The 26,270-nt window shown below is 45.1% G+C and carries 29 protein-coding genes and 1 other annotated feature; of the genes, 2 read left to right on the top strand and 27 right to left on the bottom strand.

What is annotated here, in order from left to right; genetic code table 11:
* Positions 1-11: 11 nt before the first annotated feature.
* Both nadC and nadB read right to left on the bottom strand, forming a co-directional pair.
* A complete protein-coding gene (nadC, locus tag AC3EBE_RS18140) occupies positions 12-848 on the bottom strand; it encodes a carboxylating nicotinate-nucleotide diphosphorylase (protein ID WP_488596438.1) in 837 nt (278 codons plus the stop codon).
* Positions 817-2,403, bottom strand: coding sequence for an L-aspartate oxidase (gene nadB, locus AC3EBE_RS18135; protein ID WP_488596437.1), 1,587 nt, complete (start codon positions 2,401-2,403; stop codon positions 817-819). The genes nadC and nadB overlap by 32 nt, the downstream gene beginning before the upstream one ends.
* A 131-nt stretch (positions 2,404-2,534) precedes the next feature.
* On the opposite strand from nadB, the gene AC3EBE_RS18130 reads away from it, so the two are divergent.
* The gene (locus AC3EBE_RS18130) at positions 2,535-3,674 is read left to right on the top strand and encodes an IscS subfamily cysteine desulfurase (RefSeq protein WP_488596436.1); all 1,140 of its coding nucleotides are present in this window, start codon (positions 2,535-2,537) and stop codon (positions 3,672-3,674) included.
* 60 nt (positions 3,675-3,734) lie between these two features.
* A complete protein-coding gene (locus tag AC3EBE_RS18125; RefSeq protein ID WP_488596435.1) occupies positions 3,735-4,274 on the top strand; it encodes a 3H domain-containing protein in 540 nt (179 codons plus the stop codon).
* A 611-nt stretch (positions 4,275-4,885) separates the two neighbouring features.
* Here AC3EBE_RS18125 and pheA read toward each other — a convergent pair.
* From pheA to AC3EBE_RS18000, 25 genes are all read right to left on the bottom strand, one after another.
* The gene (gene pheA, locus AC3EBE_RS18120; RefSeq protein ID WP_488596434.1) at positions 4,886-5,728 is read right to left on the bottom strand and encodes a prephenate dehydratase; all 843 of its coding nucleotides are present in this window, start codon (positions 5,726-5,728) and stop codon (positions 4,886-4,888) included.
* Between the two features lie 32 nt (positions 5,729-5,760).
* Complete coding sequence (locus AC3EBE_RS18115) at positions 5,761-6,216, bottom strand: ACT domain-containing protein (RefSeq protein WP_488596433.1); 456 nt, start codon at positions 6,214-6,216, stop codon at positions 5,761-5,763.
* A 79-nt stretch (positions 6,217-6,295) separates the two neighbouring features.
* Positions 6,296-7,591, bottom strand: a complete 1,296-nt coding sequence (gene obgE / locus AC3EBE_RS18110; RefSeq protein WP_488596432.1) for a GTPase ObgE — start codon at positions 7,589-7,591, stop codon at positions 6,296-6,298.
* A 146-nt stretch (positions 7,592-7,737) separates the two neighbouring features.
* Entirely contained in the window at positions 7,738-8,277 is a 540-nt protein-coding gene (locus AC3EBE_RS18105) for a Spo0B C-terminal domain-containing protein (RefSeq protein ID WP_488596431.1), read from the bottom strand.
* Positions 8,278-8,480: 203 nt separating this feature from the next.
* The gene (rpmA, locus tag AC3EBE_RS18100) at positions 8,481-8,771 is read right to left on the bottom strand and encodes a 50S ribosomal protein L27 (protein WP_079509900.1); all 291 of its coding nucleotides are present in this window, start codon (positions 8,769-8,771) and stop codon (positions 8,481-8,483) included.
* A gap of 12 nt (positions 8,772-8,783) precedes the next feature.
* Positions 8,784-9,116: a ribosomal-processing cysteine protease Prp gene (locus AC3EBE_RS18095; RefSeq protein ID WP_488596430.1), complete on the bottom strand. Its 333-nt coding sequence runs from the start codon at positions 9,114-9,116 to the stop codon at positions 8,784-8,786.
* A 15-nt stretch (positions 9,117-9,131) separates the two neighbouring features.
* Complete coding sequence (gene rplU / locus AC3EBE_RS18090) at positions 9,132-9,440, bottom strand: 50S ribosomal protein L21 (RefSeq protein ID WP_023627147.1); 309 nt, start codon at positions 9,438-9,440, stop codon at positions 9,132-9,134.
* A 15-nt stretch (positions 9,441-9,455) separates the two neighbouring features.
* Positions 9,456-9,534: a sequence feature (ribosomal protein L21 leader region), on the bottom strand.
* A 99-nt stretch (positions 9,535-9,633) separates the two neighbouring features.
* Positions 9,634-11,088 carry an Rne/Rng family ribonuclease gene (locus AC3EBE_RS18085; RefSeq protein ID WP_488596429.1) on the bottom strand — a complete coding sequence of 485 codons (1,455 nt, stop codon included), beginning with the start codon at positions 11,086-11,088 and terminating at the stop codon, positions 9,634-9,636.
* A 62-nt stretch (positions 11,089-11,150) separates the two neighbouring features.
* On the bottom strand, positions 11,151-12,017 hold the full coding sequence (locus AC3EBE_RS18080; RefSeq protein ID WP_488596428.1) for a M50 family metallopeptidase: 867 nt from the start codon (positions 12,015-12,017) through the stop codon (positions 11,151-11,153).
* Positions 12,010-12,786 (bottom strand): peptidoglycan DD-metalloendopeptidase family protein, encoded by a 777-nt coding sequence (locus AC3EBE_RS18075; protein ID WP_488596427.1) that lies wholly within the window; start codon positions 12,784-12,786, stop codon positions 12,010-12,012. Before AC3EBE_RS18075 ends, AC3EBE_RS18080 begins: the two co-directional genes overlap by 8 nt.
* Before the next feature lie 359 nt (positions 12,787-13,145).
* Positions 13,146-13,949: a septum site-determining protein MinD gene (gene minD / locus AC3EBE_RS18070; protein ID WP_488596426.1), complete on the bottom strand. Its 804-nt coding sequence runs from the start codon at positions 13,947-13,949 to the stop codon at positions 13,146-13,148.
* Position 13,950: 1 nt separating this feature from the next.
* Positions 13,951-14,631, bottom strand: coding sequence for a septum site-determining protein MinC (minC, locus tag AC3EBE_RS18065; RefSeq protein ID WP_488596425.1), 681 nt, complete (start codon positions 14,629-14,631; stop codon positions 13,951-13,953).
* A gap of 175 nt (positions 14,632-14,806) precedes the next feature.
* Positions 14,807-15,325, bottom strand: coding sequence for a rod shape-determining protein MreD (gene mreD / locus AC3EBE_RS18060; protein WP_488596424.1), 519 nt, complete (start codon positions 15,323-15,325; stop codon positions 14,807-14,809).
* On the bottom strand, positions 15,322-16,206 hold the full coding sequence (gene mreC, locus AC3EBE_RS18055) for a rod shape-determining protein MreC (RefSeq protein WP_488596423.1): 885 nt from the start codon (positions 16,204-16,206) through the stop codon (positions 15,322-15,324). Before mreC ends, mreD begins: the two co-directional genes overlap by 4 nt.
* Before the next feature lie 122 nt (positions 16,207-16,328).
* Positions 16,329-17,351 carry a rod shape-determining protein gene (locus AC3EBE_RS18050; protein WP_488596422.1) on the bottom strand — a complete coding sequence of 341 codons (1,023 nt, stop codon included), beginning with the start codon at positions 17,349-17,351 and terminating at the stop codon, positions 16,329-16,331.
* A gap of 161 nt (positions 17,352-17,512) precedes the next feature.
* Positions 17,513-18,202 carry a RadC family protein gene (radC, locus tag AC3EBE_RS18045; protein ID WP_488596421.1) on the bottom strand — a complete coding sequence of 230 codons (690 nt, stop codon included), beginning with the start codon at positions 18,200-18,202 and terminating at the stop codon, positions 17,513-17,515.
* A 67-nt stretch (positions 18,203-18,269) separates the two neighbouring features.
* Positions 18,270-18,842: a Maf family protein gene (locus AC3EBE_RS18040; RefSeq protein ID WP_488596420.1), complete on the bottom strand. Its 573-nt coding sequence runs from the start codon at positions 18,840-18,842 to the stop codon at positions 18,270-18,272.
* Between the two features lie 189 nt (positions 18,843-19,031).
* Positions 19,032-20,060: an SPOR domain-containing protein gene (locus AC3EBE_RS18035; protein ID WP_488596419.1), complete on the bottom strand. Its 1,029-nt coding sequence runs from the start codon at positions 20,058-20,060 to the stop codon at positions 19,032-19,034.
* Between the two features lie 218 nt (positions 20,061-20,278).
* Positions 20,279-21,085 (bottom strand): pilus assembly protein PilO, encoded by an 807-nt coding sequence (locus tag AC3EBE_RS18030; protein WP_488596418.1) that lies wholly within the window; start codon positions 21,083-21,085, stop codon positions 20,279-20,281.
* Complete coding sequence (locus AC3EBE_RS18025; RefSeq protein WP_488596417.1) at positions 21,082-21,720, bottom strand: hypothetical protein; 639 nt, start codon at positions 21,718-21,720, stop codon at positions 21,082-21,084. The genes AC3EBE_RS18030 and AC3EBE_RS18025 overlap by 4 nt, the downstream gene beginning before the upstream one ends.
* Positions 21,721-22,713 carry a type IV pilus biogenesis protein PilM gene (gene pilM, locus AC3EBE_RS18020; protein ID WP_488596416.1) on the bottom strand — a complete coding sequence of 331 codons (993 nt, stop codon included), beginning with the start codon at positions 22,711-22,713 and terminating at the stop codon, positions 21,721-21,723.
* A 27-nt stretch (positions 22,714-22,740) separates the two neighbouring features.
* Positions 22,741-23,487 (bottom strand): prepilin peptidase, encoded by a 747-nt coding sequence (locus tag AC3EBE_RS18015; RefSeq protein ID WP_488596415.1) that lies wholly within the window; start codon positions 23,485-23,487, stop codon positions 22,741-22,743.
* A gap of 1 nt (position 23,488) precedes the next feature.
* Entirely contained in the window at positions 23,489-23,893 is a 405-nt protein-coding gene (locus AC3EBE_RS18010) for a prepilin-type N-terminal cleavage/methylation domain-containing protein (RefSeq protein WP_488596414.1), read from the bottom strand.
* A gap of 126 nt (positions 23,894-24,019) precedes the next feature.
* Entirely contained in the window at positions 24,020-25,225 is a 1,206-nt protein-coding gene (locus AC3EBE_RS18005; protein WP_488596413.1) for a type II secretion system F family protein, read from the bottom strand.
* Between the two features lies 1 nt (position 25,226).
* A complete protein-coding gene (locus AC3EBE_RS18000) occupies positions 25,227-26,267 on the bottom strand; it encodes a type IV pilus twitching motility protein PilT (RefSeq protein ID WP_488596412.1) in 1,041 nt (346 codons plus the stop codon).
* Between the last annotated feature and the right edge of the window lie 3 nt (positions 26,268-26,270).

The raw sequence follows: 26,270 nt of genomic DNA, 5'->3' as shown, positions 1-26,270 counted from the left end.
GTTTCCCCTTTCTATTCCGCAATTACCTTTGCGCTTATATCCAGTGACTTGACAGAATGGGTGAGGAAGCCCAGGGAAATGTAATCCACGCCGCAGTCACGGTAGCTGTGAAGATTTTCGAGAGTAATTCCGCCAGAAGCTTCCGTTAAAAACCCTTCCGGAACCATTCCAATCCAATCCGCGATTTCTTGCGGAGTCCGATTATCAAACATAATACAGTCGACCCTTGCATCGATCGCTTCCTGAAGCTGGGCTTTAGTTTCAATTTCCACTTCAACCTTTACCATATGGCCAAGATTGGATTTAACCGTTTCAACTGCATTGGTGATGGAACCTGCGAATGAAATATGATTGTCCTTGATCATGACCGCATCATAAAGCCCATACCGGTGGTTGAAACCTCCTCCGCATCTGACTGCATATTTTTCAAGCATCCGCAGCCCAGGTGTCGTTTTCCTTGTATCACAAATCTTCGTCTTGCTGCTTCCGAGGACCGCCACAGCCTCATTTGTCTTAGTCGCAATGCCGCTCATCCGCTGGACAAGATTCAGCACGACTCTTTCCGCTTTTAATAAAGAAGAAATACGTCCTGAAATCGTCGCGAGCTGCTGGCCTTTTTCGATTCTATCGCCATCCTGTACCTTCATACTGACCTGGCATTCCTCATCCAGGAGGCGGAAGCCTGTATTGATCACTTGCGCTCCACAAAAGATGCCATTCTCCTTGGCAAGCAATACAATGCTTCCTGACTGATTACTGCCAAAAATCAATTCACTCGATACATCCCTGTCACCAATATCCTCTATAAAAAATTGTTCAAGTAGCAAGCGCAGCTTGATTGTATTCATGCTTCCCATCCTTTGCAGTTTTTCGTTTACGGATGATTTGTTTTTTCATCCAGTTCGCATTATCTTCTTTCGGAAAATCAAGGCGGTAATGCCCTCCCCTGCTTTCTGTCCGTTCAAGCGCAGATTCTGTTACAAGGCAGGCTGTTATATATAAAAATAATTGACTGAGTTCATCAGGAGTAAGATCGTCGAGAGAGCTGCCAAGCCAGGCCTCGAACCCGAACTGATCCAGCCACTCCTTTTGTGCTGCCAGAGCGTGCTTTGTACGGACAATTCCCGCCCCATCCATCATCGTCCGTTTTAATAAATGGACTTCCGGAAGGTTTGCAGGTGCTATATTATACCTTTTCTTGGGAACAGCGCTGTTTGTTCCTGCTTTAATGTCCGGATTGCTGTTCAGCCATTCTGCAAGTCTGCGTCCGATGAAAAGGCCTTCCAGCAACGAGTTGCTTGCGAGCCGGTTCGCACCATGAATTCCGGTGCAGGCCACTTCGCCGATAGCATACAAACCTTCGATCGTTGTACGGCCAACCAAATCTGTTTTTACTCCGCCCATGATAAAATGGCTTCCGGGAACTACCGGAATCAGCCCTTTATCCAATCGGACTCCATGATCTTCACAAAGCTTGCTGATTGTCGGAAAACGAGTATAGAATTGTTCGACTGAAGAAATGTCTAAATAAATTTGGGTCCCGTTTTTCAAAAAATCATAAATGGTTTGAGAAACAATATGCCTCGGAGCTAAATCTTTTAATGGATGTACTCCCTCCATGATTCTAGTTCCGTCCCCTGTAACTAGCACGGCACCTTCTCCCCTGACAGCTTCGGAAACCAGTCCGCATGTTTTTCCATCCACAAAAAGAAGAGTCGGATGGAATTGAATGAATTCCATATCCGCCAGCTCCGCTCCTGCCATATAGGCCATTGCCATGCCATCACCCGTCGCAGTGGCTGCATTGGAGGTAAATGAATAAAGCTGCCCGCAGCCGCCGGTCGCCAGGACGACATGGTCAGCATAATAATGCTCAATCGTGCCGTCAGGAAGCTTCCCTTTAACGCCGACACAGATGTCTTTCTGCTCATCGAGAAGCAATTCATACGCCTGGACAGAATGTTCCACACATATATTCCCAGCCAGATTTGCCAGCAGGAAATCAACCATATGCCTGCCAGTCGCATCTCCACCGCTATGCACAATCCTGTTTGTGCTATGTGCCCCCTCCATGCCCAATAGCAGTTCTCCGTGCTGATTCAAATCAAATCGACAGCCCGACCGCCAGAATGATTTTATTAATTCAGGAGCTGCCTTTGTCATCGCCAGCACGGCTTCGGCATTATTGTGATGGGCTCCTGCCTCAAGAGTATCGAGATAGTGGCAATAAGGGTCATCCTTCAAGTCAACAGCAGCCGCAATACCGCCTTGGGCCATATATGAATTGCTTGTTGTTAACTCTTCCTTTGTGAGAATCATCACATTCAAGCTCTTTGATAATGTATTGGCCAATTGCAATGCCGCAATCCCACTGCCAATAATGATTATATTTGCTTGTTTCATAATTTAATTGCCTCCTGGGTTAACAGGTGTCTTGACATCTATATTTACACAGTTTTACACTGTTGACAAGAACTTTTCATTACCGGGCTATTTTACTAGCCTTATAGATACTTTTACTCTGGAGGACAGAAATGAAATATTTTGATTATGCTGCAACAACGCCGCTCGACCAGGACGCTGCAGATCTATATGTAAAAGCCTCAACTGAGTACTTTGGTAATAGCCAGAGCCTGCATGACACCGGAAGCAGCGCTGCGAATCTTTTGGAGAGCTGCAGGAATGAATTCTCCCGCCTGCTTGAGATAGATTCAAAGGGGATTTTTTTTACCAGCGGCGGTTCTGAAGCTAATTTCCTTGGGATCATGGCTCTATTATCTGCTAAGAAAAAGCCCGGAAAGCATATCATTACCGGAGCTGCGGAACATTCATCTGTCTATAATCTGATGAAAAAGCTGGAGCTGGAGGGCTGGGAAATCACCTTTCTGCCATTAAACCAAAATGGGCTAATAGATCTGCCCACGCTCGAGGAATCCGTGAGAAACGAAACGGTGCTTATATCCCTGCATCATGTGAATCCCGAAATTGGAACCATTCAGCCTATCGAAACAATCGCTGATTTTTGCAAAAGAGAAGATATCCTGTTTCATAGTGACTGTGTCCAGTCATTCGGAAAGCTTCCAATCCAGCAAATTGCAGCAAAGGTTGACGCGCTTTCAATTTCTGGGCATAAGTTTTATGGCCCAAAAGGAACCGGTGCAGCTTATGTGAATCCTCGGATTGCCTGGAAACCCTACATACCTGGAACAGCACACGAAGCTGGCTTCAGGCCAGGTACCGTGAATGTCCCTGGAATCGCTGCGATGACTGCTGCGGCCCAGAAGGCCTATGCAAATTTAGAAACTGATACGAAAAGAATCGAGGAACTGAGGGCCGCATTTATTGAGACATGTGCTGGAGCACGGGATATGATTAAGATTTTTGGCGGGAACGGCCCTGCTCAGCTGCCGGGTATCATGGGAATGGCCATCACTGGGATAGAAGGACAGTATGTTATGCTTGAATGCAACCGCAAAGGCTTTGCCATCTCGACCGGATCTGCATGCCATATTGGGAAGCAGGCACCTGCAAAAACAATGGCGGCAATGGGCATTAGCGGAAAAGAGGCAAAGGAATTTTTCAGGATATCATTCGGGAAAGGGACAAAACACGATGATGCTGTGGAACTTGGGAAAATACTGACAGAATTACTCGTTCATTCCTCTTCGTTTTAAATTGTCTACCTTTTATGGTAAAATTCACGAATGAATAGTAAGAAGGAGAGGATCGGATTAATGAGTGAACCTACTAAAATCCTCGGGGATGAGCGCCGGGCATTTATCCTTAACCGCTTGAAGGAAAGCAGGGAGCCGATTACCGGCAGCGAGCTCGCATCCATCGCCAATGTCAGCAGGCAGGTCATCGTGGGAGATATCACGCTGCTGAAAGCCAGGAATGAGCCAATCATCGCGACCAGCCAGGGATATTTGTACATGAACGCTTCCAATCCGACGGCAGCAGAACGAACCATCGCCTGCTCACATGCCCCGGACCGGACTGAGGAGGAGCTGATTCTCCTGGTAGACCACGGAGTGACAGTGAAGGATGTAAAAATTGAACATCCGGTATATGGGGATCTCACAGCCTCCATCATGGTAGCGAATCGTTACGAAGTAAAACAATTCACGGAAAAAATACGGGCAACGAAAGCTGCTTATCTATCAGAGCTGACCGACGGCATCCACCTCCATACCCTTTCAGCTCCATCCGAAAAAGTCCTTGATGAAGCAGAAGAAGCATTGAGAAAAGCCGGATTCCTGATTGATCTAGAATGATAATAACCCCTAAAAAACAATCTCCGATGGTTTTGCCGCCTTGGATTGTTTTATAGGGGTTATTTTATTTTTATCACAATTGTCTTGAGAGGCACTGTTAGAACACTTCGTTTCGGGTTTCTGCTTTTGAATTGTCTTGGGAACACCTATTAGAACCATTCGTTTCGGGTTTCTGCTTTTGAATTGTCTTGAGAACACCTATTAGAACAATTCAGCGGGCTTTTCTGCTTTTGAATTGTCTTAAAAACACCTATTAGAACCATTCGTTTCGGGTTCCTGCTGTTGAATTGTCTTGGGAACATTTATTAGAACCATTCGTTTCGGGTTTCTGCTTTTGAATTGTCTTAAGAACACCTATTAGAACCATTCGTTTCGGTTTTCTGCTTTTGAATTGTCTTAAGAACACCTATTAGAACCATTCGTTTCGGTTTTCTGCTTTTGAATTGTCTTGGGAACACCTATTAGAACCATTCGTTTCGGTTTTCTGCTTTTGAATTGTCTTAAGAGCATCCATTAGAACAATGCTCATCATTTTTGAGCTGCCGAGTTGTCCTAAGCCTTTTGAAATGGTTGTTAGAATCCAATAAAAAAATCCATCAACTGATGGATTTTTAAACTTCGTTACTAGAATAACTCCCAAGCATTCTGACACTGCAGCCGAGGGCTTCCAATTCGGCAATGGCTCCGGGAATTAAAACATCATCCATTTTTTCGGCAATGTCGATGATGAAAAAATATTTGCCAAGACCTGTTTTCATTGGCCGGGATTCTATTTTTGAGAGATTGAGCTTCCGCCAGGAAAAGGCAGACAGCACCTGATGCAAAGCTCCCGCCTGGTCTGAGGGAAGCGTGATTACTAAGGTTGTCTTAAAGTCACCGGAAGACTTCAATTCGATTTTGTGTTCTTCTTTTGAAAGAATCGCAAAAACTGTATGGTTATAGCCATAATCATGGATGTTTTCCACCGCTTTGATCAGGCCATATTCTTCCGCAGCCAGGCTGTTAGCGACAGCAGCAATGTTCATTTCCGGATGGTCCTTGACGTACTTTGCTGCTGCCGCAGTCGAAGCCATGTTTTCCTGAGGAATACCTTTAAATTCTTTGTGGAGAAATTTATGGCATTGAGCCAGTGCGTGAGAATGACTGCAAATCATCTCAGCCTTCTGCCAGCTTTCAGCATTCTCAGCATGGACGAGCAAATGCTGCCTGATCGGTACGACTGCTTCGCCGATGATCGATAGCTCTGACTCATGGACTAAATAATCAATCGTGATGTTCACAGAGCCTTCAATTGAATTTTCCAGCGGGACTATGGCTGCGTCTATATCACCTGCGGCTACGGCGTCCATACATTCTGGAATACTTACAAACGGGATCCTGTCAGCATCAAGGAATAAATGGCGTGCAGCCATATCGGTAAATGTCGCTTTAGGTCCTAGATATCCAATTTTCATGCCAAATCCTCCCCTGAAGCAATCCTGTCTCTCTATGCGCCCGAACCGAGCACTTCTACTTTTTCAATGAACTCAAGCCTTCTCAGGCGAGCAAGCATTTCATCCATTTCAACCTTCATTTCCGTTACATTCAAGCTCAATGTCACGTTTGCCCGGCCCTGAAGCGGGATTGTTTGATGTATCGTCAGCACATTGCAGCCAGTGGCCGCAACAGTACTAAGCAGCTCTGACAATGTGCCTGAACGGTCTTCAAGCTGGAAAAACAGCGTGATGATCCGTTCTTTTACGACTGTATGAAACGGGAATACAGTGTCGCGATATTTATAAAATGCACTGCGGCTCAAATCCACCCGCTGGACTGCATCCCAAACCGACTCTGCCTTCCCTCGTTCAATCATTTCCTTTGCTTCGAGCGTTTTTTTCATCGCTTCCGGCAGCACATCTTCCCGGACGAGGAAAAACTTTTTATCCATTTGATTTTGTTTCATGATTCCACCCCATCAGAAGTGCGCTGTCGCCGTGTTAAAAAAGTACTCAAAAAATGGAGGTTCCCCCTCACTTTGGGGATTACTCAACAAATTCGAATTCGTACTCAAGAAGCTTAACTGTATCTCCGTCTTGTGCTCCTCTTTCACGAAGCGCATCATCAATACCCATGCCTCGCATCTGGCGCGCAAATCTTCTTACTGATTCCTCTCTTGAGAAGTCGGTCATCTTGAAGAGTCTCTCTATGCTGTCACCAGAAATGACAAATGATCCATCCGGCTCACGGGTAATTTTAAATTCTTGTTCAGCTTTTTCATGCTTGTACATAACACGATTAACTTCACTTTCAGCTTCCACTTCTTCTTCGATCAGCGGGAATTCTGGCGTATTTTCCAGTAAATCCGCTACTGCGAATAACAACTCACGAAGACCTTCACGCGTAACTGCGGAAATCGGGAAGATTGGATAGTCATCGCCAAGCTTTTCTTTAAATTCCTTAAGATTCTCTTCTGCATCTGGCATGTCCATTTTATTGGCGACAATTACCTGCGGACGTTCAGTCAATCTCAGGTTGTATTCCTTCAATTCATTGTTGATTGTCAAATAGTCTTCATAAGGGTCGCGTCCTTCTGTCGCTGCCATATCAATGACATGGATGATGACGCGGGTCCGTTCAATATGGCGAAGGAATTGATGGCCAAGTCCGACACCGGAATGCGCTCCCTCAATCAATCCTGGAAGATCTGCAAGCACGAAGCTTCTGCCGTCCTCTGTCTCGACCATTCCCAGGTTTGGCGCAATTGTCGTGAAGTGATATTCAGCAATTTTCGGCCTTGCCGCTGATACGACAGAAAGCAGGGTTGATTTTCCGACGCTTGGAAAACCGACCAAACCTACATCAGCCAAAAGCTTCAATTCCATAATAATGTCTCGTTCCTGGCCTGGCTCGCCCTTTTCAGACAGCTCTGGTGCAGGGTTTGCCGGCGTTGCGAAACGGGAATTCCCGCGTCCTCCGCGTCCTCCACGTGCAATAACAGCCTGCTGGCCATGCTCAACCAGGTCAGCAATGACTGCACCTGTATTGGCATCGGTTACGATTGTCCCCGGTGGAACTTTGACAATCATATCCTTGGAATTTTTGCCGTGCTGGTTTTTAGACATTCCGTGCTCTCCGCGCGGTGCCTTGAAGTGGCGCTGGTACCTGAAATCCATCAATGTGCGGAGTCCCTCTTCTACCTGGAAGACGACATTTGCGCCATTTCCTCCGTCACCGCCAGCTGGACCGCCCTTTGGCACATATTTTTCACGGCGGAAAGCAACCATTCCATCGCCGCCGTCGCCGCCTTTTACGTAAATTTTTACCTGATCGACAAACATTATGTCATAACCACCTGTCTGATTTTTTTATTCCCTTTGAACATGGCATCTTACCTCATCTTAATACAAACGATTGCCACTCAGACACCGGACTTTCTATACCTGCCCAGCCCAATGTCTTATTTAAACCGCATTCCTATGATTCCCTACAGAGAATCCATAAAAACTTCAATCGTCAATTCACCCTCGGCAACTCCATCGGAAATGACCCGGAAGCCCTTTCCTGGCTGTTGCGCCAAAAAGCTTTCTATACGATTTTTATCATTTATTATTCCGCTAAAATCAAAAAAGAACCCAATTCCGTTTTCCTGTGGATCAATTGTTACGGAAAGATGATTTTCCTGATAACGTTCAATTGAGGAATCGAGTGCTGCAAACAGCTCTTCGGTCCAGCCGGCAAGCTGCTGATCATTCAATTTGTGGAAGTTTTGGGAGTCCATCACTTCATAATCAAGCTGAAAAAAATGATTCTCCCAATTGCAGGTTAACAACTTAGAGGCAAATTGAGGAAGATGTAAATTGGACAGCTTTGCATCCTGCCTTGCTTCCATGATAATTTCTTCAATGATATCTTTAACCCGATCCACTTTATTCAGTGCCAGATTGCCTTTAATTAATTGAAGCTGATTCATCCAATCATGGCGCGCATGGCGCAAAACCTCGATTGTATCCCACTCTTTTTTCATATCCATGCTCCTACTCATAAAACTGCTTGGTGTAAGTATAACAAAAAAGCTGAATCACTGTGTAAGTTATTATGTATATGTTTGGAAAAATGAAGATTAGTTCATTTACGCTCTCATGAACAGAATAACAAAAACCAGGAGCTATTGCGAAGAATAAAAAAACAAGAAAACCCTAACCGCAGTGGTTAGGGCTTCTCTTTGGCTTACGCTTCTTGAGCTGCAGGATAAACACTTACTTGCTTGCGGTCACGGCCAAGACGTTCGAATTTAACGACGCCATCAACCTTAGCGAATAGAGTGTCATCTCCACCTTTACCCACGTTTACACCTGGGTAGATTTTAGTTCCGCGCTGACGGTAAAGGATAGAACCACCAGTTACGAATTGACCATCTGCACGCTTAGCGCCAAGACGCTTTGCGATTGAGTCACGTCCGTTCTTAGTTGAACCTACACCCTTCTTAGAAGCGAAGAATTGAAGATCTAATCTTAACATTTGTTCCACCTCCTACTGTTTGAAGGTTAATTTTATGTGCTTTCCGTACTCTTTTTCCATCGATTGCAATGTAATGACCATGCTTTCGAGGAGCAATTGAATTTTCTCCTGTGTATCCTCGGGCAAATTGTCCGGGACTTCACAGCGGAGAAAACCATCTGCACCCTGTTCAATGTCCGGGGTGATTCCTGTCAAAACGATGATGGAATTGACAGTCCCTATCGAGATGGTCGAAACACCTGCACAGACAATGTCGCTGCCATGGGCAGCATACCCAGCGTGGCCGCTGATTGTAAACGACTGGATGCGTCCGGATTTTGTACGATTAATCGTTGCACGAATCATGGTAATCCGCCTAAATTAAGCGTTGATCTTTTCGATCACAACTTTAGTGTAAGGCTGACGATGACCTTGCTTCTTACGGTTGTTTTTCTTCGCTTTGTACTTGAAAACGATGATTTTCTTTTGACGGCCGTTCTTTTCAACTTTAGCAGTTACAGTTGCGCCTTCAACTACTGGGCTTCCAACTTTAACGTTATCGCCACCTACAAAAAGAACCTTGTCAAAAGTTACAGTTTCGCCTTCAGCAGCATTTAGCTTTTCAATGTAGATTGCTTGTCCTTCTTCTACCTTTACTTGCTTGCCGCCAGTTTCGATAATTGCGTACATTCCAGTGCACCTCCTCATTAGACTCAGACTCGCCATCAGCAGGCGTTTGCCGAAGCAAAACTTGTGGACCTGATGTGTGCGGTTGTAGCACGGGTGCTACAAACAATAACATTAAAATACTATCATATGCCAAGCGATAGTGTCAACATAATAATACGTATTGATTAATGTTAACTGACAGCTGTATTTTTTGTTAAAAGTGCCTGGTTGAAGCACCGAATCTCAGTATATCATAAAAAGGTTTCTCTGAATGTGTTATTTCGAAATTTATCCGTAAACCTAATGCATCCTCGATCCTGGTTTTATGGCTGCCATCCCCGCCTGAAAAATGGCCTGCAACCTCTTCAGTTGTGGAAATCCAGACGGCATCATGATCTCCATTGCGATATTCCCACAATTCCCGTTCAAGGCGGTAGGCGATTGTTTCGGCACTGAGCACCTGGCCTGAACCGCCGCATGTTCCGCAAACAGCAGTCAATGACTCAGAAAGCGACTGCTTTGTCTTTTTCCTCGTTAGCTGCAGGATTCCTAGTTCGGTAAAACCAACAATCCGGGTCCGGCGTTCATCTTTAAGGATTTCCTTGCGGACAATGTCAAGGACCATATCGCGGTCCGTGTTTTCCTTCATATCGATAAAATCAATAAGGATGATCCCCGCAAGATCCCTGAGCCTGATTTGCCGGGCTGCCTCCGCCGCTGCCGCCATATTCGTTTTTACTGCCGTATCGTTTAAATTGGTTTTTCCGGAAAATTTACCTGTGTTCACATCTATGATTGTAAGTGCCTCTGCCTGGTCAATCACCAAATAGGCACCCTTTTCAAGCCAGACAATCCGTTTGAGCAATCGTTCAATCTCAGCCTCTATTTTATAATGAGAGAAAATATTATCTTTCCCATTGTAAAGCACGACAGAATTCCTATCTTTTTGCTGCAGCTCAAGCTTCTGTTTCAGCTCGAGGCTGTCAACGATAATACTGCCTCCAGACATGAGGGAAATAATTGAGGCAGCTTGTTCGTAAAACGTATCTCTAAGGTATATAATCCCTGGCTTTTTCATGACTTGAGCAGCTTTTTGCAGATCCATATACTGGGCACGCAGCTCATCCAGTTCACCAGTAATGGCTTCTTCCTGCTGGCGAAGGCTTTCTGTGCGGAATATCAGCCCTTCCTCCGGAGTTTTGGCTCTCTGGGCAAACTCCCGCCATCGGTCCCTGATTTCGGGAGTTTCCGCTTTTTTCGAGACCGCCACGTATTTTCCCTTGGGCATATAGACAAGATTTGAGCCCTGAAGCTCAATGATCGCAGTAAGTCTTGCCCCCTTGGTGCCGGCAGCATCCTTTTCCACCTGAATAAGGAGACGCTCGCCCTGATGAATAAAGGCAGATATCGGACGATTTGATTTATTATCTTCCTCTGAAAGAACAAATCCCGGAACCTTGTCCCTGGACAGGAAGCCGCTCATCTCCTCCCCAAAATTGACAAAAGCCGCATTCATGCCCGGGATGACCTTCTCTACGATTCCAAGATAAATATTGCCTACTAGAGACTGCTGATCAGGCTGTTCTATATGTATTTTTTCCACATTGCCATTCCTGATCAATGCTAAGCGTTTTTCTCTCGATATGGTATTAATAATCAGTTGTTCCATGATTTCTCCCCATGTAAAAAAATGCAGCAGGAACAGGGTCCCGCTGCATTTATTATCCTATTTCAATATGTGTAAAGCAAATCTCCTATTTTGGCAGTCATCAGTTTTTCGGTGAAAAATGCGTGAAGCAGTTCATTCTCATCCATAACGAGTTCTTCCCCGTTTTTTTGTTTTACAATGATAGGATGCTTGCACCCGCGCTGGAATTTTTCAAGGACATTGCCTACCAGATCATTTTCTGCCACATTGATCGGTTTTAGCTCCCGAAAATCACTTTGTTTTCCATAATGCCTTTCCATTAAGAAGCGCATGAAAATAAATCGCCTTTGCTTCCATTCATAATACAGGGAGAAGCCCAAGAAACCAATGATCACCCAGACATTCAATGTTAATGGAGCCAAAATCGTTATGCTAAGTGAAAAGATTGCCAGAGCCGCAATCGATAAAAAGATCGTCCTTGCATGCGCCTCCTGGAAGGATGCACTCAGGGAAAACAGGATGAATACAAGCTTGCCGCCATCCAGCGGCCATATTGGCAGCATGTTAAAAACCAGGACCATTAAATTGTACTCAATGAAAAGCGAATGCCATTTTTCCGGAAAAATGCCAGCCAGATATAACATATAAGCGAGTCCCATCATCCAAACATGCTGAAGCGGCCCGGCAAGCACAACATACAGCTCTTCTTTGAGAGGACGATTGCCGTGCTCATCCATTTCAGCAACTCCTCCGAACGGCAGCATCGCAATTTTTTTGATTCTCCATGAAAAAAAAGAAGCTGCTGCACCATGTCCCATTTCATGAACAAAAATTATCAGCAGCACCATCATCAATTCAATAAAATGCGCAGTTGCGACAGCAAGGGCAATAACCAGCCACAGCAAAGGATGAATCTGGATTTTACGAAGCAAAGAAAGAGTTTTATTCAAATTTGATCACCTGGACCGGGTCTATGAAGTCATTCCCTTTTTTAATCGCAAAATAAAATGAACCTTTCGTACCATCCGTGCTGTCCATGGCGGTTCCAACCTTCGTTCCTTTCGAGATGTACTCGTAAAGATTCACATCGATGCCATCAAGATTCCCATACCATGTTTCACTTTTATCAGCATGCTGGATGATGACCGTCTTTCCGAATCCATCCTTCATACCCACAAAGTGGACAAGACCTTCATCCATCGCTTCGACTCCTGCACCTTTTCCTGTCTCAATCATGATCCTCTGGCCATTATCGCCAAAATCCTCAAGGATCTTTCCAGACGCAGGAAGAGCATATTCCGTATCTTCTGAAAGCTCCTGTTTGTCAGTGTCTCCAGTATTTTTTACCGGAAGAAGCGCAAGCGGCTTTCCGAACTGATCTTCATACCAATCTGAAACAGCCGCAAACTGAAATTCCTGTTCCATCGCATGCTTCACATAATTTTGAACCGTAACTGCTTTTTCAGCAGGGCTCCTGAACAGAATCGCGACAATCAATACAAGACACGCTGAAGCCAGGATCTTGAACAAGAAAACTTCCTTTTTGAATAATGGATGGTTTCCATCGCCAGGACCAATATCGTAGGACGGAACCCTGTCAAAGCCATGCCGCTCCTCCTCAGAAAATAAGAATCGCCCCTGGTCCATTTTCTCCATTCTTTCCCGCTCTTTTTTCCTTTTCATCATTCTTCTGCGAACATCATCCGCTCTTGAGCTCATGAAATCCCCACCAATCCCCTTGTACTCTAAGTTAGTACAAGTTTATGACCTGTCCAACAAGAGTATGACAATAAGAGATTAAAACTCCTGTTTAATCTGGCCGTTGATTTCCATTCCAGGCGCTTCGCTTTCCGCGGGGCTGGCGCTGAGCCTCCTCGTCGCTTTGCTCCTGCGGGGTCTCATCTGTCCAGCTGCGCCCGCAGGAGTCTACGCACCTTCCATTACAATCAACAGGATTTATATACCCATTGTGCATTAACAAACCTTTGACATACCTAATTTATAAGAGTGTTAGCGAAATGAAAAAGGCACCTGCGAGATAAGAATGAAAATACTTATCGGCAGGTGCCTTATCTTATTTAACGTACTCCGAAAAACTTTTTGATTTTCGAGAATACGCCTTTGTTTTCGTTATCAAGCTGCTGCAGTGGAACTGATTCACCAAGGATCCTTCTGGCGATGTTCCTGTATGCAATCGATGCCTTGCTGTTTGGGTTCAGGGCAATTGGCTCGCCGTGATTCGAAGCCTTGATTACTTCGTCATCATCCGCGACAATCCCAATCAGGTCGATGGAAAGATGCGTCGTGATCTCATCGACATCAAGCATATCGCCATTTTTCATCATATGGCTGCGGATACGGTTGATGACAAGCTTGGGCGCTTCCACATTTTCTTCCTTTTCCAGGAGCCCGATGATCCTGTCGGCATCTCTGACGGCAGAAACTTCTGGAGTCGTTACAACAATCGCCTTATCAGCCCCAGCTACCGCATTTTTGTAGCCTTGCTCGATGCCGGCCGGGCAATCGATAATGATATAATCATAGTCCTGCTTAAGTTCGTTGACCAGCTTCTTCATCTGCTCCGGCTGGACAGCTGTTTTGTCACTCGTCTGGGCAGCAGGAAGCAAGTAAAGATGGTCATCGAAGCGTTTATCTTTAACAAGTGCCTGATGAATTTTGCAGCGGCCTTCCACTACATCCACAAGATCATATATAATCCGGTTCTCAAGCCCCATGACAACGTCCAAATTGCGCAGGCCGATATCAGTATCGACAAGGCAGACTCTTTTGCCTTGAAGGGCTAAAGCTGTCCCAATATTAGCCGAGGTGGTCGTCTTGCCGACTCCGCCTTTTCCGGATGTAATGACAATCGCTTCTCCCATTTTAGAGGCCTCCTTCAAATCTAGTTAAATTAGGTCTTTTTTTCATTAAAACTTGCAATCTATCAACGACAATCTGTTGATTATCCGATATGTACGCGCATTCCATTACCCGATTTTCTTCATCCGGAAGCAGGTCGGGTGCCCTATTAAAACAATCGCTGATCCTCAGCTGTGATGGCTTCATGACTGAGGCGGCGATCACTGCCTCTTCATTCCCCTCACAGCCGGCGTGGGCAATTCCCTTCAGTGTTCCCATGATGAAGATATTCCCGGTTGCCTTAACGGTACCGCCAGGATTGACATCTCCAATCAGGAGCAAATCGCCGACAATTTCAAGCACCTGTCCCGAACGGATCACCCTTGCAACGGAGACAATTTCTGTTTCCCGCCGTTTCCGCTCAGCTTCTTCCCTGGTAATCACATTCGTCTCCAGATCCTCGACAATCAGGTTGCGCTTCTGTCGAATCAGGTCCTTCAGTTCTTCCTGCTGCTCCTCGGTTAGGTAACGATTGCCTGCCTTAACCTTAACGGAGAGCAATTGCTCCTCCTCCTGAACGCGCGAGGAATTAGACAGCTTCCTGTCGAGCTCCTTTTTCAGTTCCTCGTAGGAGCATGTATCATCCAAATGGAGGGTGAGTCCATCTTTTGTCCCTTTAATTGTCACATTTTGTGTCTTCTTCATTCCGGATGTTCACCTCATAAGAAAAGCGCAAGCGCCTTGGTCAGGGCCGGCTCGAAGGCCAGGCGCTGCAGCTAGACAGTAATCCTCAATCAAGCTGGTTTTCATTTCTTTTACAAGAAATTCGACAAGCATATCTGAAATTCCTTTATTTGAATAACCGTGCACATGAAATTTCTTAATCGTGACGCAGCCTGTCAGCAGCGTTCTCGAACTGCCGTTTGAATGGAAGGGCAGCAAGGATGATGAATGCGAGATTCAAAATCATAGTAGGTGCCAATCTGATTTTTGCATAGGTCGAAAAGTCCAGATCTGTCACATGGATCAAGTGCATCATTTCATATGCGCCAACTTCAAGCATGGCAATCCCCAGGAGGGACATTAATGATACGATGAAGATATTTGACTGCAGAACCCTTAGCATATTTGCAAAAAGATAGGCAATGAATGGGAACATGAAAAGGTAAATCCCGATTATTTCAGTATAGACGACATCATACAGAAGACCGAAGATGAATCCATAAAGGATTCCACGCTTCGGACTCAAATAGGCAGTCAAGAATAAAATGCCGGCCATCAAAAAGTGAGGGGCAAAAATCCTGTCACTGTTAAATAACTCTGCTGGAATTAGCTCTACAAACAGACTCTCCAGGATAAACAGAAAAGCGAATAGTGCTGGAAGCAGGAAACGAATCAATTGCCCTCCTCCTCGCCTTCTTCACTCTCTTCAGTAAAATCGACAGAGGCCATCGCTTTTTTCACAACCATGACGTGCTCAAGGTCATACAGGTCGGCTTCCGGTTTAATGTAGGCCGTTTGGTTGAGGCCAAATTCATCAGGAACCACCTTTACAACCTTGCCGATTGGCAATCCTTTTGGGAATACGCCTCCAAGGCCTGAAGTAATAACATTCTGATCCTTTTCTACTTTGGCATTGTACGGAAGTCCCTTCAATAAAAGAAGCTCCTTCTCCTTATCGTAGCCGTTGATTGTTCCGTGAAGCTCTTTTTCCCCCTGAAGCAGCGCTGAAATCCGGTTTGTTGAATCAAGCGCGCTCACCAGCTGTACAGTCGAGGAAAACGGTGTCGTGCTTTTCACCTTGCCAATCAAACCTCTGGCGGTAATGACTGCCATGTTTTTCTCGACTCCATTGGCTTTTCCCTTATTGATGATGATGAGCTCATTCCAGCGATCCGGGCTGCGTGCGATCATGACCGCCTGGATAGGCTCGAAGTCTGCAAGGGATTCTTTTTTATCTAAAATTTCCTGAAGCTCCTCGTTGTCTTTCTCAAGGGAATAAACCTTAGCTTCAAGTCGGGCCATATCATCAAGGCGTTTCTTTAATTCTTTGTTTTCCTGATATGTATTCTGCAAGTCTTGAAGGTTTCCAAACACACCCGCAATATAATGTGCAGGCCTTGATACAAGGGATTGAACCCAGCTTGTCGAATCCTTCACAAACTGCTCCGGCCAAGTCAATTCTTCCCTCTCCCTTAATGAGAAACCAATCAATGCCACGAGGACAATAATGCTCACCAGCAGCATTATCAGGCGTTTATTGAAAAAGAACTGTGGCATGATTTACACCTCTTCTGTATAAAAATTGTAATGACAAGAGAGCAGGGAAGCCGGCTATCATCCGCTTCCCTTCTTTTTTGGCCTCTCCGTCAATTTTGATGAATGATCTATGGGTAATCTTATTATCTTGATTCTTTTGCTTTGTTTTTAAATAGGTCGATATGATCAAGCGCTTTTCCGGTACCAATTGCAACACAGTCAAGCGGTTCCTCGGCAATCAGCACTGGCATTTTTGTTTCCTCGCTGATGACCTTGTCCAAATTGCGCAGCAAAGCGCCACCACCAGTCAGGACGATGCCTCTGTCCATAATATCTGAAGCAAGTTCAGGCGGAGTTTTTTCCAGTGTAAGCTTAACAGCATCGACAATTGCGTAAACTGTATCATTAAGCGCTTTGGCAATCTCGGCTGCTGTAATTTCAATAGTTTTTGGAAGGCCAGTCAAAAGGTCACGGCCGCGGATTTCCATGTTTTCGATCCCTTCTGGCTCACCAGCAGAACCGACTTCCATTTTGATCGTTTCAGCTGTTCTCTCACCAATCATCAGGTTATAAGTCTTGCGGATATAATTGATGATCGCATCATCCATCTCATCGCCTGCGATACGCACGGATTGGGATGTAACGATTCCGCCAAGGGAAATAATCGCGACTTCCGTTGTTCCGCCACCGATATCCACAACCATGCTGCCGGTAGGCTCCCAAACCGGAAGATTCGCACCGATCGCTGCTGCAAACGGTTCCTCAATCGTGAAGGCATCCCTGGCTCCAGCCTGGCGAGTTGCGTCAATGACCGCCCGCTCCTCAACAGCGGTGATCCCAGACGGAACGCAAACCATGACATATGGCTTGCCTGAGAATAAACCTTTATTCTTAGTAGCCATTTTGATGTAATATTTCATCATTGTCGCAGTTGTTTCATAATCGGCAATTACTCCATCCTTCATAGGCCTTAAGGCTACGACGTTCCCCGGGGTACGGCCGATCATGTTCTTTGCATCATTGCCGACTGCGACGATGTTTTTTGTATCTGTCTGCAGCGCCACAACTGACGGCTCCCTTAAAACAATTCCTTTTCCTTTTACATATACGAGTGTATTCGCTGTACCCAGGTCAATTCCCAGGTCTCTCGTTCCAATTCCAAACATCGTTGTATCTCCCTTTCTGAACATAAATGCAATAAAAGAACAGGCAATCTATTTACAATCAAAATATGATTATTTTTTCACAGATTTTTGACAAAAAATTTAATTATGCCCGCAAAAATCATAAATTATATTATATCTCAACGTCAATCAAAATCCTAGTATCATACATACCCTTTTTCCTTTAAACTAACATATTTATTTTCGCCGATGATCAGGTGGTCCAGCAATTCAATGCCGACGATTTTGCCAGCTTCCGAAAGCCTCTTGGTCACCTCGATGTCCTCGCGGCTTGGCGATGGGTCCCCCGAAGGATGATTATGGACGCAGATCACCGAGGCAGCAGACCGGCGGACGGCTTCCTTGTACACCTCGCGTGGATGGACGATCGAGGCATTCAGGCTGCCGATAAAAATCGTCTGCTTATGGATAATCTGGTTTTTCGTATTTAAGTAGAGGCATACGAAATGCTCCTGGGTCAGGAAGCGCATATCGTTCATCAAATATTTTGCCCCGTCTTCAGGCGACCGGATCACATAGCGCTCATCAAGAGTATGATTGGCAATCCGCCTGCCGATTTCAACAGCAGCGAGGACATGAATCGCCTTGGCTTTGCCAATGCCTTTGATATCTGTCAATTCTTCAAGTGTGGCATCTTTCAACAGCCTAAGTCCCTCAAACTGGGTCAGCAGGCGATTCGCCAGCTGCAGGACGGACTCTTCCCTCGAGCCTGTCCCAAGCAGGAGGGCAAGCAGTTCGTGATTTGACAGACTCTGGGGACCGTTTTGGATAAAACGCTCCCTTGGCCGTTCATTTTGCGGGTAATCTCTGATCATCAATGAATGTGTAGACAATAGATCTTCCTCCCAGTCCATGATTATTGACGAGGGAAGTGTAGAAGAAGTTTCTGTGGTTTTCTTTTTAATAAGGAAGGATGTAACCGGTCTTTCGGAGTTCCCTGATCAGTCTTGAAACAGGCAGCCCCATAACTGTGTAATAATCGCCCTTGATTTCTTTGACAAGCATGCTTCCGAATCCCTGGATCCCGTAGCCTCCTGCCTTATCAAATGGCTCACCGCTCTTAATATAGGTGTCGATTTCTTCATCTGACAAATCCCAGAACGTCACATCTGTTTTTTCATAGAAACGTGTTTCCTTCTCTGGAGATAGGATGGATACTCCGGTATAGACTGAATGGCTTCTGCCAGACAGCTTCCTGAGCATCTCAAAAGCTTCCTGTTCACCTGCAGGCTTTCCGAGGATTTCCCCTTCATTGACAACCACTGTGTCTGATCCGATTACAAAACAATCCGGATAGCTTGCGGCTACTGTGGCTGCCTTGCGCGAAGCAAGTTCCATCACAGCTTCTGAGGGACTTAAATCCTCACTGAACGATTCATCAGCATCACTGCTCGAGATTTCAAATTCCAAGCGGAGGTTTTCAAGAAGTTCTTTTCGCCGTGGAGAAGATGAGGCTAAAATGAGGCGTTGCATAAAATCACCTTTCTTTTGTATTTGCATCAAAGGGAGATACAAGCTAATCGTATCAAACTTCAAGATTCCAAACAATCTTTAGTCCTTGTTTATGCAAAAAAAATCAGAGCCTGGCGCAAAATGGCGAAGGCTCTGTTAATTTGTTCAATTTCCCGGAAAATATTCGGCTGGCGGTTTCGGCGGGAATGCTCAGCTGCCGATCGCCTGATAGGCGGAAAGGAATGCCAGCAAATCAGCCTGCATGCTTGAAAGCTGAGCTGCATCCTTCGATTTTTGATAGTCTGCAAAAGCTTTGCTGGCTCTTTCAATACTTGCCTTTGCCTTTAAAACATTTTTATCTTTAATATTCTTGTCTGGCATCTCACTCAGCATGACCTGATATTCTACGATTTTTTTCTGGAGTTCTGGTGTATCTGCTTTTCCGCTGGAAAGGATCGAATAAATCCCAGGTGCCTGCTGCAGGAATTTTGCTGCATTTGCTGTTACTTCAGCTGCGGTTCCGCCCGCAATATCAACCTGTTTTGCAAATACCTCGACTCCCTTTGCTTTCAAGGCATTGCTGATTTCCTTTGCTTCCTCGATGCTGCCTGCCGTTCCCAGGTAAATCGCAAACTGCCCGTTCACAGGGAATACTTCCGCATTGATCCCTTGCCCGGAAAGTAAATTAATTCGCTCCTTCGCTGCTTCCTCTGTGGTGAAAATCCCATTTTGAACCACGAAAGCAGAGATCGGATTTAAAGGGACGGATGTTTTACCAGCCGCAGGCGTGTCCTTGTCTTTCTGTTCCGGCGTAACAGTCGTGATGGCTGGCGCAGCCTGGTCAGTTTCACCAGTTACAAACTTCAAAATGGTCACGCCAAAGGCAGTCCCCAGGAGGACAGCAAGAAATACGGTCACAAAGATGGTCGTATATAATCGATTATTCCGGGGTGATTTCTTATTCCACACCGAAATCCCAACTGACTTCTTTTGCTTCTTGTTATTCTGTTTCGGGGCAATTTTATATTCCTTGACCGGCTCCACTTCGGCCGGATCCGGTAATATCCAGTCAAAGTTATCCTCTGCCTGCTCCTGTGCGGCCGCTGATTCTGACATGGCCTCTTCTCTATCAATCTGGATATAAGAATTTTCTTCCTCCAACATTCCCGTATTTTCTTCTTTTACCGGCCGGTTCTTTCCATTTATCTTTATCGTAATGGTCTTGCCTTGCTTGTCCACTGCTTGTACCTCCTCCTGCCCGCCCTATTTTGCTTCATCCTATCATACAGACAAAAAAAAATAACAAGACTTTTGTCGTCTTGTTATAGAATGCTTTCGTCAATTTTTTTACTTAATATAGACTGTTGATTTCCGTTCCGGGTACTCGCTTTCCACGGGGCATCCGGTGAGCCCGTAGGAGTCGAGTACCCTCCACTTCAATCAACAGGTGCTATAAATCATTCTTCATTACTGTCTTCTAACATAGCTTCATTCGAATCAAGACTATCACCAGTTTCTGACTGGTCTCCGGTTACATTATCATCGGAATAGTCGCCGAATGTCGGGAATGGGTTCCGTTTGTTGGCTGGTTCCGGTGTTTCGATTTTCGGATTTTTATCCTTCAAATCCTCGAGTCCTGATAGATAATAGGAATTAATAGTAAGCGTCATGACAATTGGGTTTTCTTCATCGGAAAGTGAATTGATTTCCTCCGGGCCGCTGAACGAGATTGAATCAACTTTCACCAGACGTTTCAGATTTTCGAGTGTTTCGATGAATTTCTCTACTCCAAAATAATCATCAGCCTCAACCGTGATAGTAACAGCGGTTTTTTCAACGCCATCTGGGACTGCCAATGAATCCGTCTCTGTTCCTGAGTCTGTGTCAGTTCCCTCGTTTTCTCGTGTCTGAGCCGCTTCGGTAATTGCTTCACTTGCCTCCTGGCTGAACTCCATCGAGGTGATATAGCTGTTGGAAATGACTTCGGCTTTTTCAAGGTCGAGCAGAAGCTGTTCGATCATTGGGTCGACAGGCAGCATCTTTTGAAGCTCAATCGTACTGCCGGTGTCGTTTTTTGCAGCTGCCAGGCGGGTCTCAAAGGTTTCGCTGAGCTGCTGTTCTGACTTCAATTGATTCTCCTTCAATGCGAGGCTGTCCTTTAAAGGATTTATATACAAAAAGTAAGCACCTGCATACATCAAGGCTGCAAGAATGGCAGCAACGGCCAGTATCGTTATGTTTTTTTTCTCTAAACGGAGGTTCACGTTTCGTCTCCTCCTTTTGAAGCGACACTGCTATTTTTCATGAATTCATCTTCTTTAAAAATAAGCTCATATTCTGCTGTATAGCGGGGCATTATTTCCTCTTCCCTTTTCTCTGAAACAGCAGCATCGGTATTTGCTAGGGCAGTTTCCTCATTCTTTACAGCCACTACATTTAATAATGAGACCTCTTCAACCCAATCAGAACCTTTAAGAGAACTCAAATAATACGCAGCATCTCTTGAAGCATCAAACTGGATGGTAAGCAGGACAGAATTTGTGTTGCTATATTCAAAGTTTTTAACGAATCCTCGTTCAGGCAATTGGGAAATGACATTTCGGAGCAGCGGTACGGTCTCCATCGGGAACTGCTCGGCCCATTCTGCAGCTTCTTGCAGCTTCATCGCTGAATTGGCTGTATCTCCGTCGGCGATTTTTGCCTGCTGGGCTTCATTAAGCTTTTGCACACTCGCAATCTGCTTATCTACAGAAGCCATTTTCTTTTCATAGCTGTTTCCTTGTAGGAAGATGACCGACGCACTTGCTGAAAATAGCACCAGGATTAAAAGAGCGATCATGAGCGAGGAAGATTTCTTATGTTCTTTTTTAGGTAAAAGGTTAATCTCGACAAGCATCATTTACACCTCTTTCAATCCAAGTCCCAATGCAAGATGAAAAGCCTTCGGCAATTCTTCTGCTGCTTCTCCATGGAGCGGAACTCTCAGGGTATCAATCTGAATCCCGAATCGTTCTTTCATATCATTCAATATCCGGTCAAGCATAGGGTGGTCCCCGTTGACCAGGATCCTGGTGACTTCCCTTTTCCCTTGAGTCAATGAGTAGTGGTAGAAGTCCATCAATTTGGCGATATCACGATAAATATCCTCAAGCTGGAATGTCAGTTCGGCAACTTCCCCTTCATACACCATTTCCTGGCCTGAGAAGCGTCCCCTGCCGCTCTTTACCTTCCAGTTCTCCTGCATATCGCCGGGAATATGGCGCATGAATACAGGAATATGCTCCTCGAACACACACATACTGACAACATCGAGATCGAACTGGACAGTCAGCAGGATTTCCTTTTCACTCTTCAATGCCTGCTGATAATAAAGCCGGTAAATAGCGAGCGGCGAGATATCTGCGGCAATCGGTTTTAGGCGGGTGCCTTTAAACAAATCAGCATATTCAGTTACATATTTTTCTGGAGCTGCAAAAACTAGTATCGTTTGCTTCTGGTCCTCTATCCCAAGAGGAATGATATCAAAAACAGGGTCCTCAAAAGGAAGATGGATGGAGGTGCCCAGCTCCAAATACAAATAGCCATGGATTTCATCCTCTTTTACATCAGCCGGAATCGAAACCTTCCTGATGATGACAAGCGAATCCGGTACAGTAAAGCGAATTTCCCTTTTGCTGATCTTCCAGTCATCAATGCATTCATCAAGGATGTTCTCCAATGTGTCGAAGTCCTGGATTTTGCCATCCAAAATGATTCCTGGAGGCAAATATCGCTGCCCGTAATGAAGCGGAGTCGCCGGATTTCTTTGCTTCAATTCTACATAGCGGATTGAATGGTCATTAATCACGATATTAACAACCTTGCTTCTGCCGGAAAAAAGAGATAATGCCATGATCTGAAACTCCTTTATGAAAAAACCCTAAATTAATAGATTGAAATACCACTGGATAATCTTGCTTCCAAAAAAGTAGGCTGTCAGTGTACCGAGAGCTATAAAAGGTCCAAAAGGAATATGCTGCTTCCTTTTTAACAACCGTAAAAGCATCCCAGTTACACCGAAAACCGCTCCAAAAAATGTGGCGAAAAAGAAGGATAGCAGCATGGTCTTGAAGCCGACAGCAAAGCCAATCACTGCGAATAGTTTAATGTCGCCTCCGCCCATTCCTCCCCTGCTGACAATCGCGATCAATAAAAGGAGAAAAAAGCCTGATGCTGCCCCGGCCAATGAATCCCACCAGGGAGTAAGAGGAATGAAAATCCGTTCTACAATAAAAATCCCGGCAAACACCATCAGTACCTTATCCGGGATGATCATATATGACAGGTCAGAAACAGTAATGATGATCAGCAAGGAAATCAATGTAAGGGCGATGACAAGCTCCTTGTTCCAGCCTACTGCCAAAGGAGCAAGAGCAAAAAGCACACCAGTCAAAAGCTCAAACAAAGGATAAACAGGAGAAATGCCGACCTTGCACTGGCGGCATTTCCCCTTTTGGAATACATATGACAATACTGGTATTAATTCGAGTGCAGTCAGCTGGTGACCGCATTTTGGACAGGATGATCTTGGTGCTACGATTGATTTGCCTTCTGGGACTCTTAACGCGACTACGTTGAAGAATGAGCCAAGGAGGAGGCCTAAAAATAAAAGGCTTGAGATCAACATATTATTGAGCAGCTGTAATTAATTCTTCTTCTGTAAGTACAGCAGAAGCTGGTGTAGCTTTGTTTAGAGCAGTAGCTGCTTTTTCGTGAGCAGTAATTGTGTATTTATTTGTACCTGAATTATAATTCACTTCAAAATCTTTATCATCTGAGTTTGATAAATAATTAGCCAGCGCTGTTTCATCCCATGTAGCAACGTTTGGGTTAGCAGCATGCGCAAGTTTGGCCGCATTAATAATTTGAAGTGCATCACCATAAGCTGCATCTTTTTTTGAGTTCTCAATTATCTTACCAATACTCGGAATCGCAATCGCTGCAATAATCCCCAAAATAACGATTACAGCTAATAGTTCAATAAGCGTCAAACCTCTTTGATCTTTCAATTTCTTCTTCAATGCTTTAAACATTTTGAACTCTCCCTTTTTAGTAAAATATACCTATGACAAAAGAAATATGTAACTATCAATATTATAATGGGTAGATTGGAAAATTCATATAATTTTTTAGTAGTTTTTGTCTTTTTTTCGCATAGTTTAGTTCACATGATTGAAGATGTCGAACATTGGAACCATGATTGATGTAACAATCGTTCCAACAAGGCCCGCGAGCACGACAATCATGATCGGTTCTATCAATGATTTAAGCTGGTCGGTGCTTGTTTCTACTTCTTTTTCATAGAATTCGGCTACTTTCCCGAGCATCCCATCGAGCGAGCCTGTTTCTTCACCTATGGAAATCATTTGCGTAACCAGCGGCGGAAAGGCCCAGTGCTGCTTCATCGGCCCTGTCATCGATTGTCCTACTTCAAGTGCATCCCTTGATTGGCGCACCACACGTGAAATCACTTCATTTTCTACTACATTTTCAACGATGGATAACGCCTGAAGAATCGGGACTGAGCTCGTGAATAGCGAGCTAAGTGTCCTCGTCATCCTTGCGAGCACTGCTTTTTGCATAATTTTGCCGAACAGCGGCATCCTGAGCAATGCATAATCCAGATAATACTTTGTCTTTTTGTTTTTATTCATTGCAATGATAAAAACTACCACAGCGATTATGAATAAAATAATCAGCCACCAGAACTGTTGCATGAACTCACTGGCTCCAAGAACGAATTGCGTTATTGCAGGCAGCTCTCCTCCAAAATCCGCGAACATATCAACAAATGTCGGCACAACAGAAACGAGTAGGAAAATGACAACACCGATCGCTATGAACGCAATAACAGCTGGATATGTCAAAGCAGCCACAACTTTTTGGCGGGTGTTATGCTGTTTCTCATAGTGGTCTGCAAGGCGTTCGAGCGCTTCGTCCATATTTCCGCCTGCTTCCCCGGCCTTGATCATATTGATATACATCGGAGAAAATATCTTTGCATGCTTCGATGACGCCTGGGAAAGCTGGTTTCCCTCCCTTAGCTCTGCTTCGATATCCAGCAGCGCTTTTCGCAATGCCTTGCTATCCGTCTGGCTTGCAAGTATTTTTGTCGATTCAACAACTGAAACACCAGCTTTTAATAGAGTGGCAAACTGTCTCAGATAGATGACCAGATGCTGAAGCTTAACAGGATTTCCAATCGCAATATCCTTCGTTAATAGTGTTTCAGGCACCTCTACGATCTCGGTTGTCCTGATTCCTTCTTCACGGAGCCTTTCGAGCGCTTCACGTTTGGAGCCTGCTGTAATCGTGCCTGAGCGTTTTTTTGTCCGGTCCCGGCCGGAATATTTAAATCGTGCCATGTTACACCAACTTCTCCAATAAATATGGCCCAGCTGCTTCCCTGGAAACAATCCCCTTTTGGACGAGCTCATTGATGCTCATCTCGAGAGTGTGCATGCCATAAGCTTTCGATGTCTGCATGATGCTCATGATTTGATGGATTTTTTCATTGCGGATCAGGTTGGCTACAGCGGCATTATTGACGAGAATCTCTGTCGCTGCACGCCGACCTTGTTTATTAATCGTTGGAAACAGCCGCTGTGAGATGACTGATACCAGAACCGATGCTAATTGGATCCGGATCTGTGACTGCTGTGCTGGCGGAAAAACATCTATGATCCTGTTGATCGTTGCAGGGGCACTGGATGTATGAAGCGTCCCGAGAACGAGATGGCCTGTTTCTGCAGCGGTGATGGCCGTCTGGATTGTATCAAGGTCACGCATCTCGCCTACAAGGATGACATCCGGGTCCTGGCGGAGTGCTGCGCGCAGGCCATTGGCAAAATTATTCGTATCAAAGCCGACCTCCCGCTGGTCAATGATACAATTTCCATGCCTGTATAAATACTCGATCGGATCTTCCAGCGTGATGATGTGCTTCCTCATATTCTGGTTCATATACTGAATGACCGCCGCCAATGTAGTGGACTTACCGCTTCCAGTCGGCCCTGTGACAAGGATGAGTCCTTGAGGCTTTTCTGCCACCCTCTTCAAAATTGGCGGCAGTTCCAAATCTTCCAACGAAGGAATTGACGTAGGCACAACCCTGACTGCTAATGAAACACACCCTCGCTGATGATAGGCATTGATCCGGAATCTGGAAATTCCCGGGAGTCCATATGAAAAATCAAGTTCTCCCTTTGCTTTAAAGTCGTTCCACAATTTTTCGGGAATCAGCTGCTTCGCCATTCCTTCTGTTTCCTCAGGCAAAATACTATCGGTCCCGTATCTTCTAAGATCACCATTTATTCTCATAATGGGGGGGGTGCCGACTGAAATATGGATATCCGAGGCTTTAAGCTCAAATCCTGATCTGAGCAAGTGTTCAATTTTCTCTTTCATGCC

The organism is Mesobacillus sp., assembly GCF_057785455.1.
This window is presented reverse-complemented; position numbering and strand designations above follow the sequence as displayed.

What these genes read in the sequence shown, in the direction of transcription:
- AC3EBE_RS18015 (WP_488596415.1), bottom strand. Translation starts at nt 23,487, where the DNA reads ATGTTGATCTCAAGCCTTTTATTTTTAGGCCTCCTCCTTGGCTCATTC.
- rplU (WP_023627147.1), bottom strand. Translation starts at nt 9,440, where the DNA reads ATGTACGCAATTATCGAAACTGGCGGCAAGCAAGTAAAGGTAGAAGAA.
- rpmA (WP_079509900.1), bottom strand. Translation starts at nt 8,771, where the DNA reads ATGTTAAGATTAGATCTTCAATTCTTCGCTTCTAAGAAGGGTGTAGGT.
- AC3EBE_RS18125 (WP_488596435.1), top strand. Translation starts at nt 3,735, where the DNA reads ATGAGTGAACCTACTAAAATCCTCGGGGATGAGCGCCGGGCATTTATC.
- AC3EBE_RS18040 (WP_488596420.1), bottom strand. Translation starts at nt 18,842, where the DNA reads ATGCAACGCCTCATTTTAGCCTCATCTTCTCCACGGCGAAAAGAACTT.
- obgE (WP_488596432.1), bottom strand. Translation starts at nt 7,591, where the DNA reads ATGTTTGTCGATCAGGTAAAAATTTACGTAAAAGGCGGCGACGGCGGC.
- minD (WP_488596426.1), bottom strand. Translation starts at nt 13,949, where the DNA reads ATGGGAGAAGCGATTGTCATTACATCCGGAAAAGGCGGAGTCGGCAAG.
- AC3EBE_RS18000 (WP_488596412.1), bottom strand. Translation starts at nt 26,267, where the DNA reads ATGAAAGAGAAAATTGAACACTTGCTCAGATCAGGATTTGAGCTTAAA.
- AC3EBE_RS18005 (WP_488596413.1), bottom strand. Translation starts at nt 25,225, where the DNA reads ATGGCACGATTTAAATATTCCGGCCGGGACCGGACAAAAAAACGCTCA.
- AC3EBE_RS18050 (WP_488596422.1), bottom strand. Translation starts at nt 17,351, where the DNA reads ATGTTTGGAATTGGAACGAGAGACCTGGGAATTGACCTGGGTACAGCG.
- nadC (WP_488596438.1), bottom strand. Translation starts at nt 848, where the DNA reads ATGAATACAATCAAGCTGCGCTTGCTACTTGAACAATTTTTTATAGAG.
- AC3EBE_RS18010 (WP_488596414.1), bottom strand. Translation starts at nt 23,893, where the DNA reads ATGTTTAAAGCATTGAAGAAGAAATTGAAAGATCAAAGAGGTTTGACG.
- mreC (WP_488596423.1), bottom strand. Translation starts at nt 16,206, where the DNA reads ATGCCACAGTTCTTTTTCAATAAACGCCTGATAATGCTGCTGGTGAGC.
- AC3EBE_RS18095 (WP_488596430.1), bottom strand. Translation starts at nt 9,116, where the DNA reads ATGATTCGTGCAACGATTAATCGTACAAAATCCGGACGCATCCAGTCG.
- pheA (WP_488596434.1), bottom strand. Translation starts at nt 5,728, where the DNA reads ATGAAAATTGGATATCTAGGACCTAAAGCGACATTTACCGATATGGCT.
- AC3EBE_RS18075 (WP_488596427.1), bottom strand. Translation starts at nt 12,786, where the DNA reads ATGAGCTCAAGAGCGGATGATGTTCGCAGAAGAATGATGAAAAGGAAA.
- nadB (WP_488596437.1), bottom strand. Translation starts at nt 2,403, where the DNA reads ATGAAACAAGCAAATATAATCATTATTGGCAGTGGGATTGCGGCATTG.
- AC3EBE_RS18025 (WP_488596417.1), bottom strand. Translation starts at nt 21,720, where the DNA reads ATGATGCTTGTCGAGATTAACCTTTTACCTAAAAAAGAACATAAGAAA.
- AC3EBE_RS18115 (WP_488596433.1), bottom strand. Translation starts at nt 6,216, where the DNA reads ATGAAACAAAATCAAATGGATAAAAAGTTTTTCCTCGTCCGGGAAGAT.
- AC3EBE_RS18105 (WP_488596431.1), bottom strand. Translation starts at nt 8,277, where the DNA reads ATGAAAAAAGAGTGGGATACAATCGAGGTTTTGCGCCATGCGCGCCAT.
- AC3EBE_RS18085 (WP_488596429.1), bottom strand. Translation starts at nt 11,088, where the DNA reads ATGGAACAACTGATTATTAATACCATATCGAGAGAAAAACGCTTAGCA.
- minC (WP_488596425.1), bottom strand. Translation starts at nt 14,631, where the DNA reads ATGAAGAAGACACAAAATGTGACAATTAAAGGGACAAAAGATGGACTC.
- pilM (WP_488596416.1), bottom strand. Translation starts at nt 22,713, where the DNA reads ATGGCATTATCTCTTTTTTCCGGCAGAAGCAAGGTTGTTAATATCGTG.
- AC3EBE_RS18130 (WP_488596436.1), top strand. Translation starts at nt 2,535, where the DNA reads ATGAAATATTTTGATTATGCTGCAACAACGCCGCTCGACCAGGACGCT.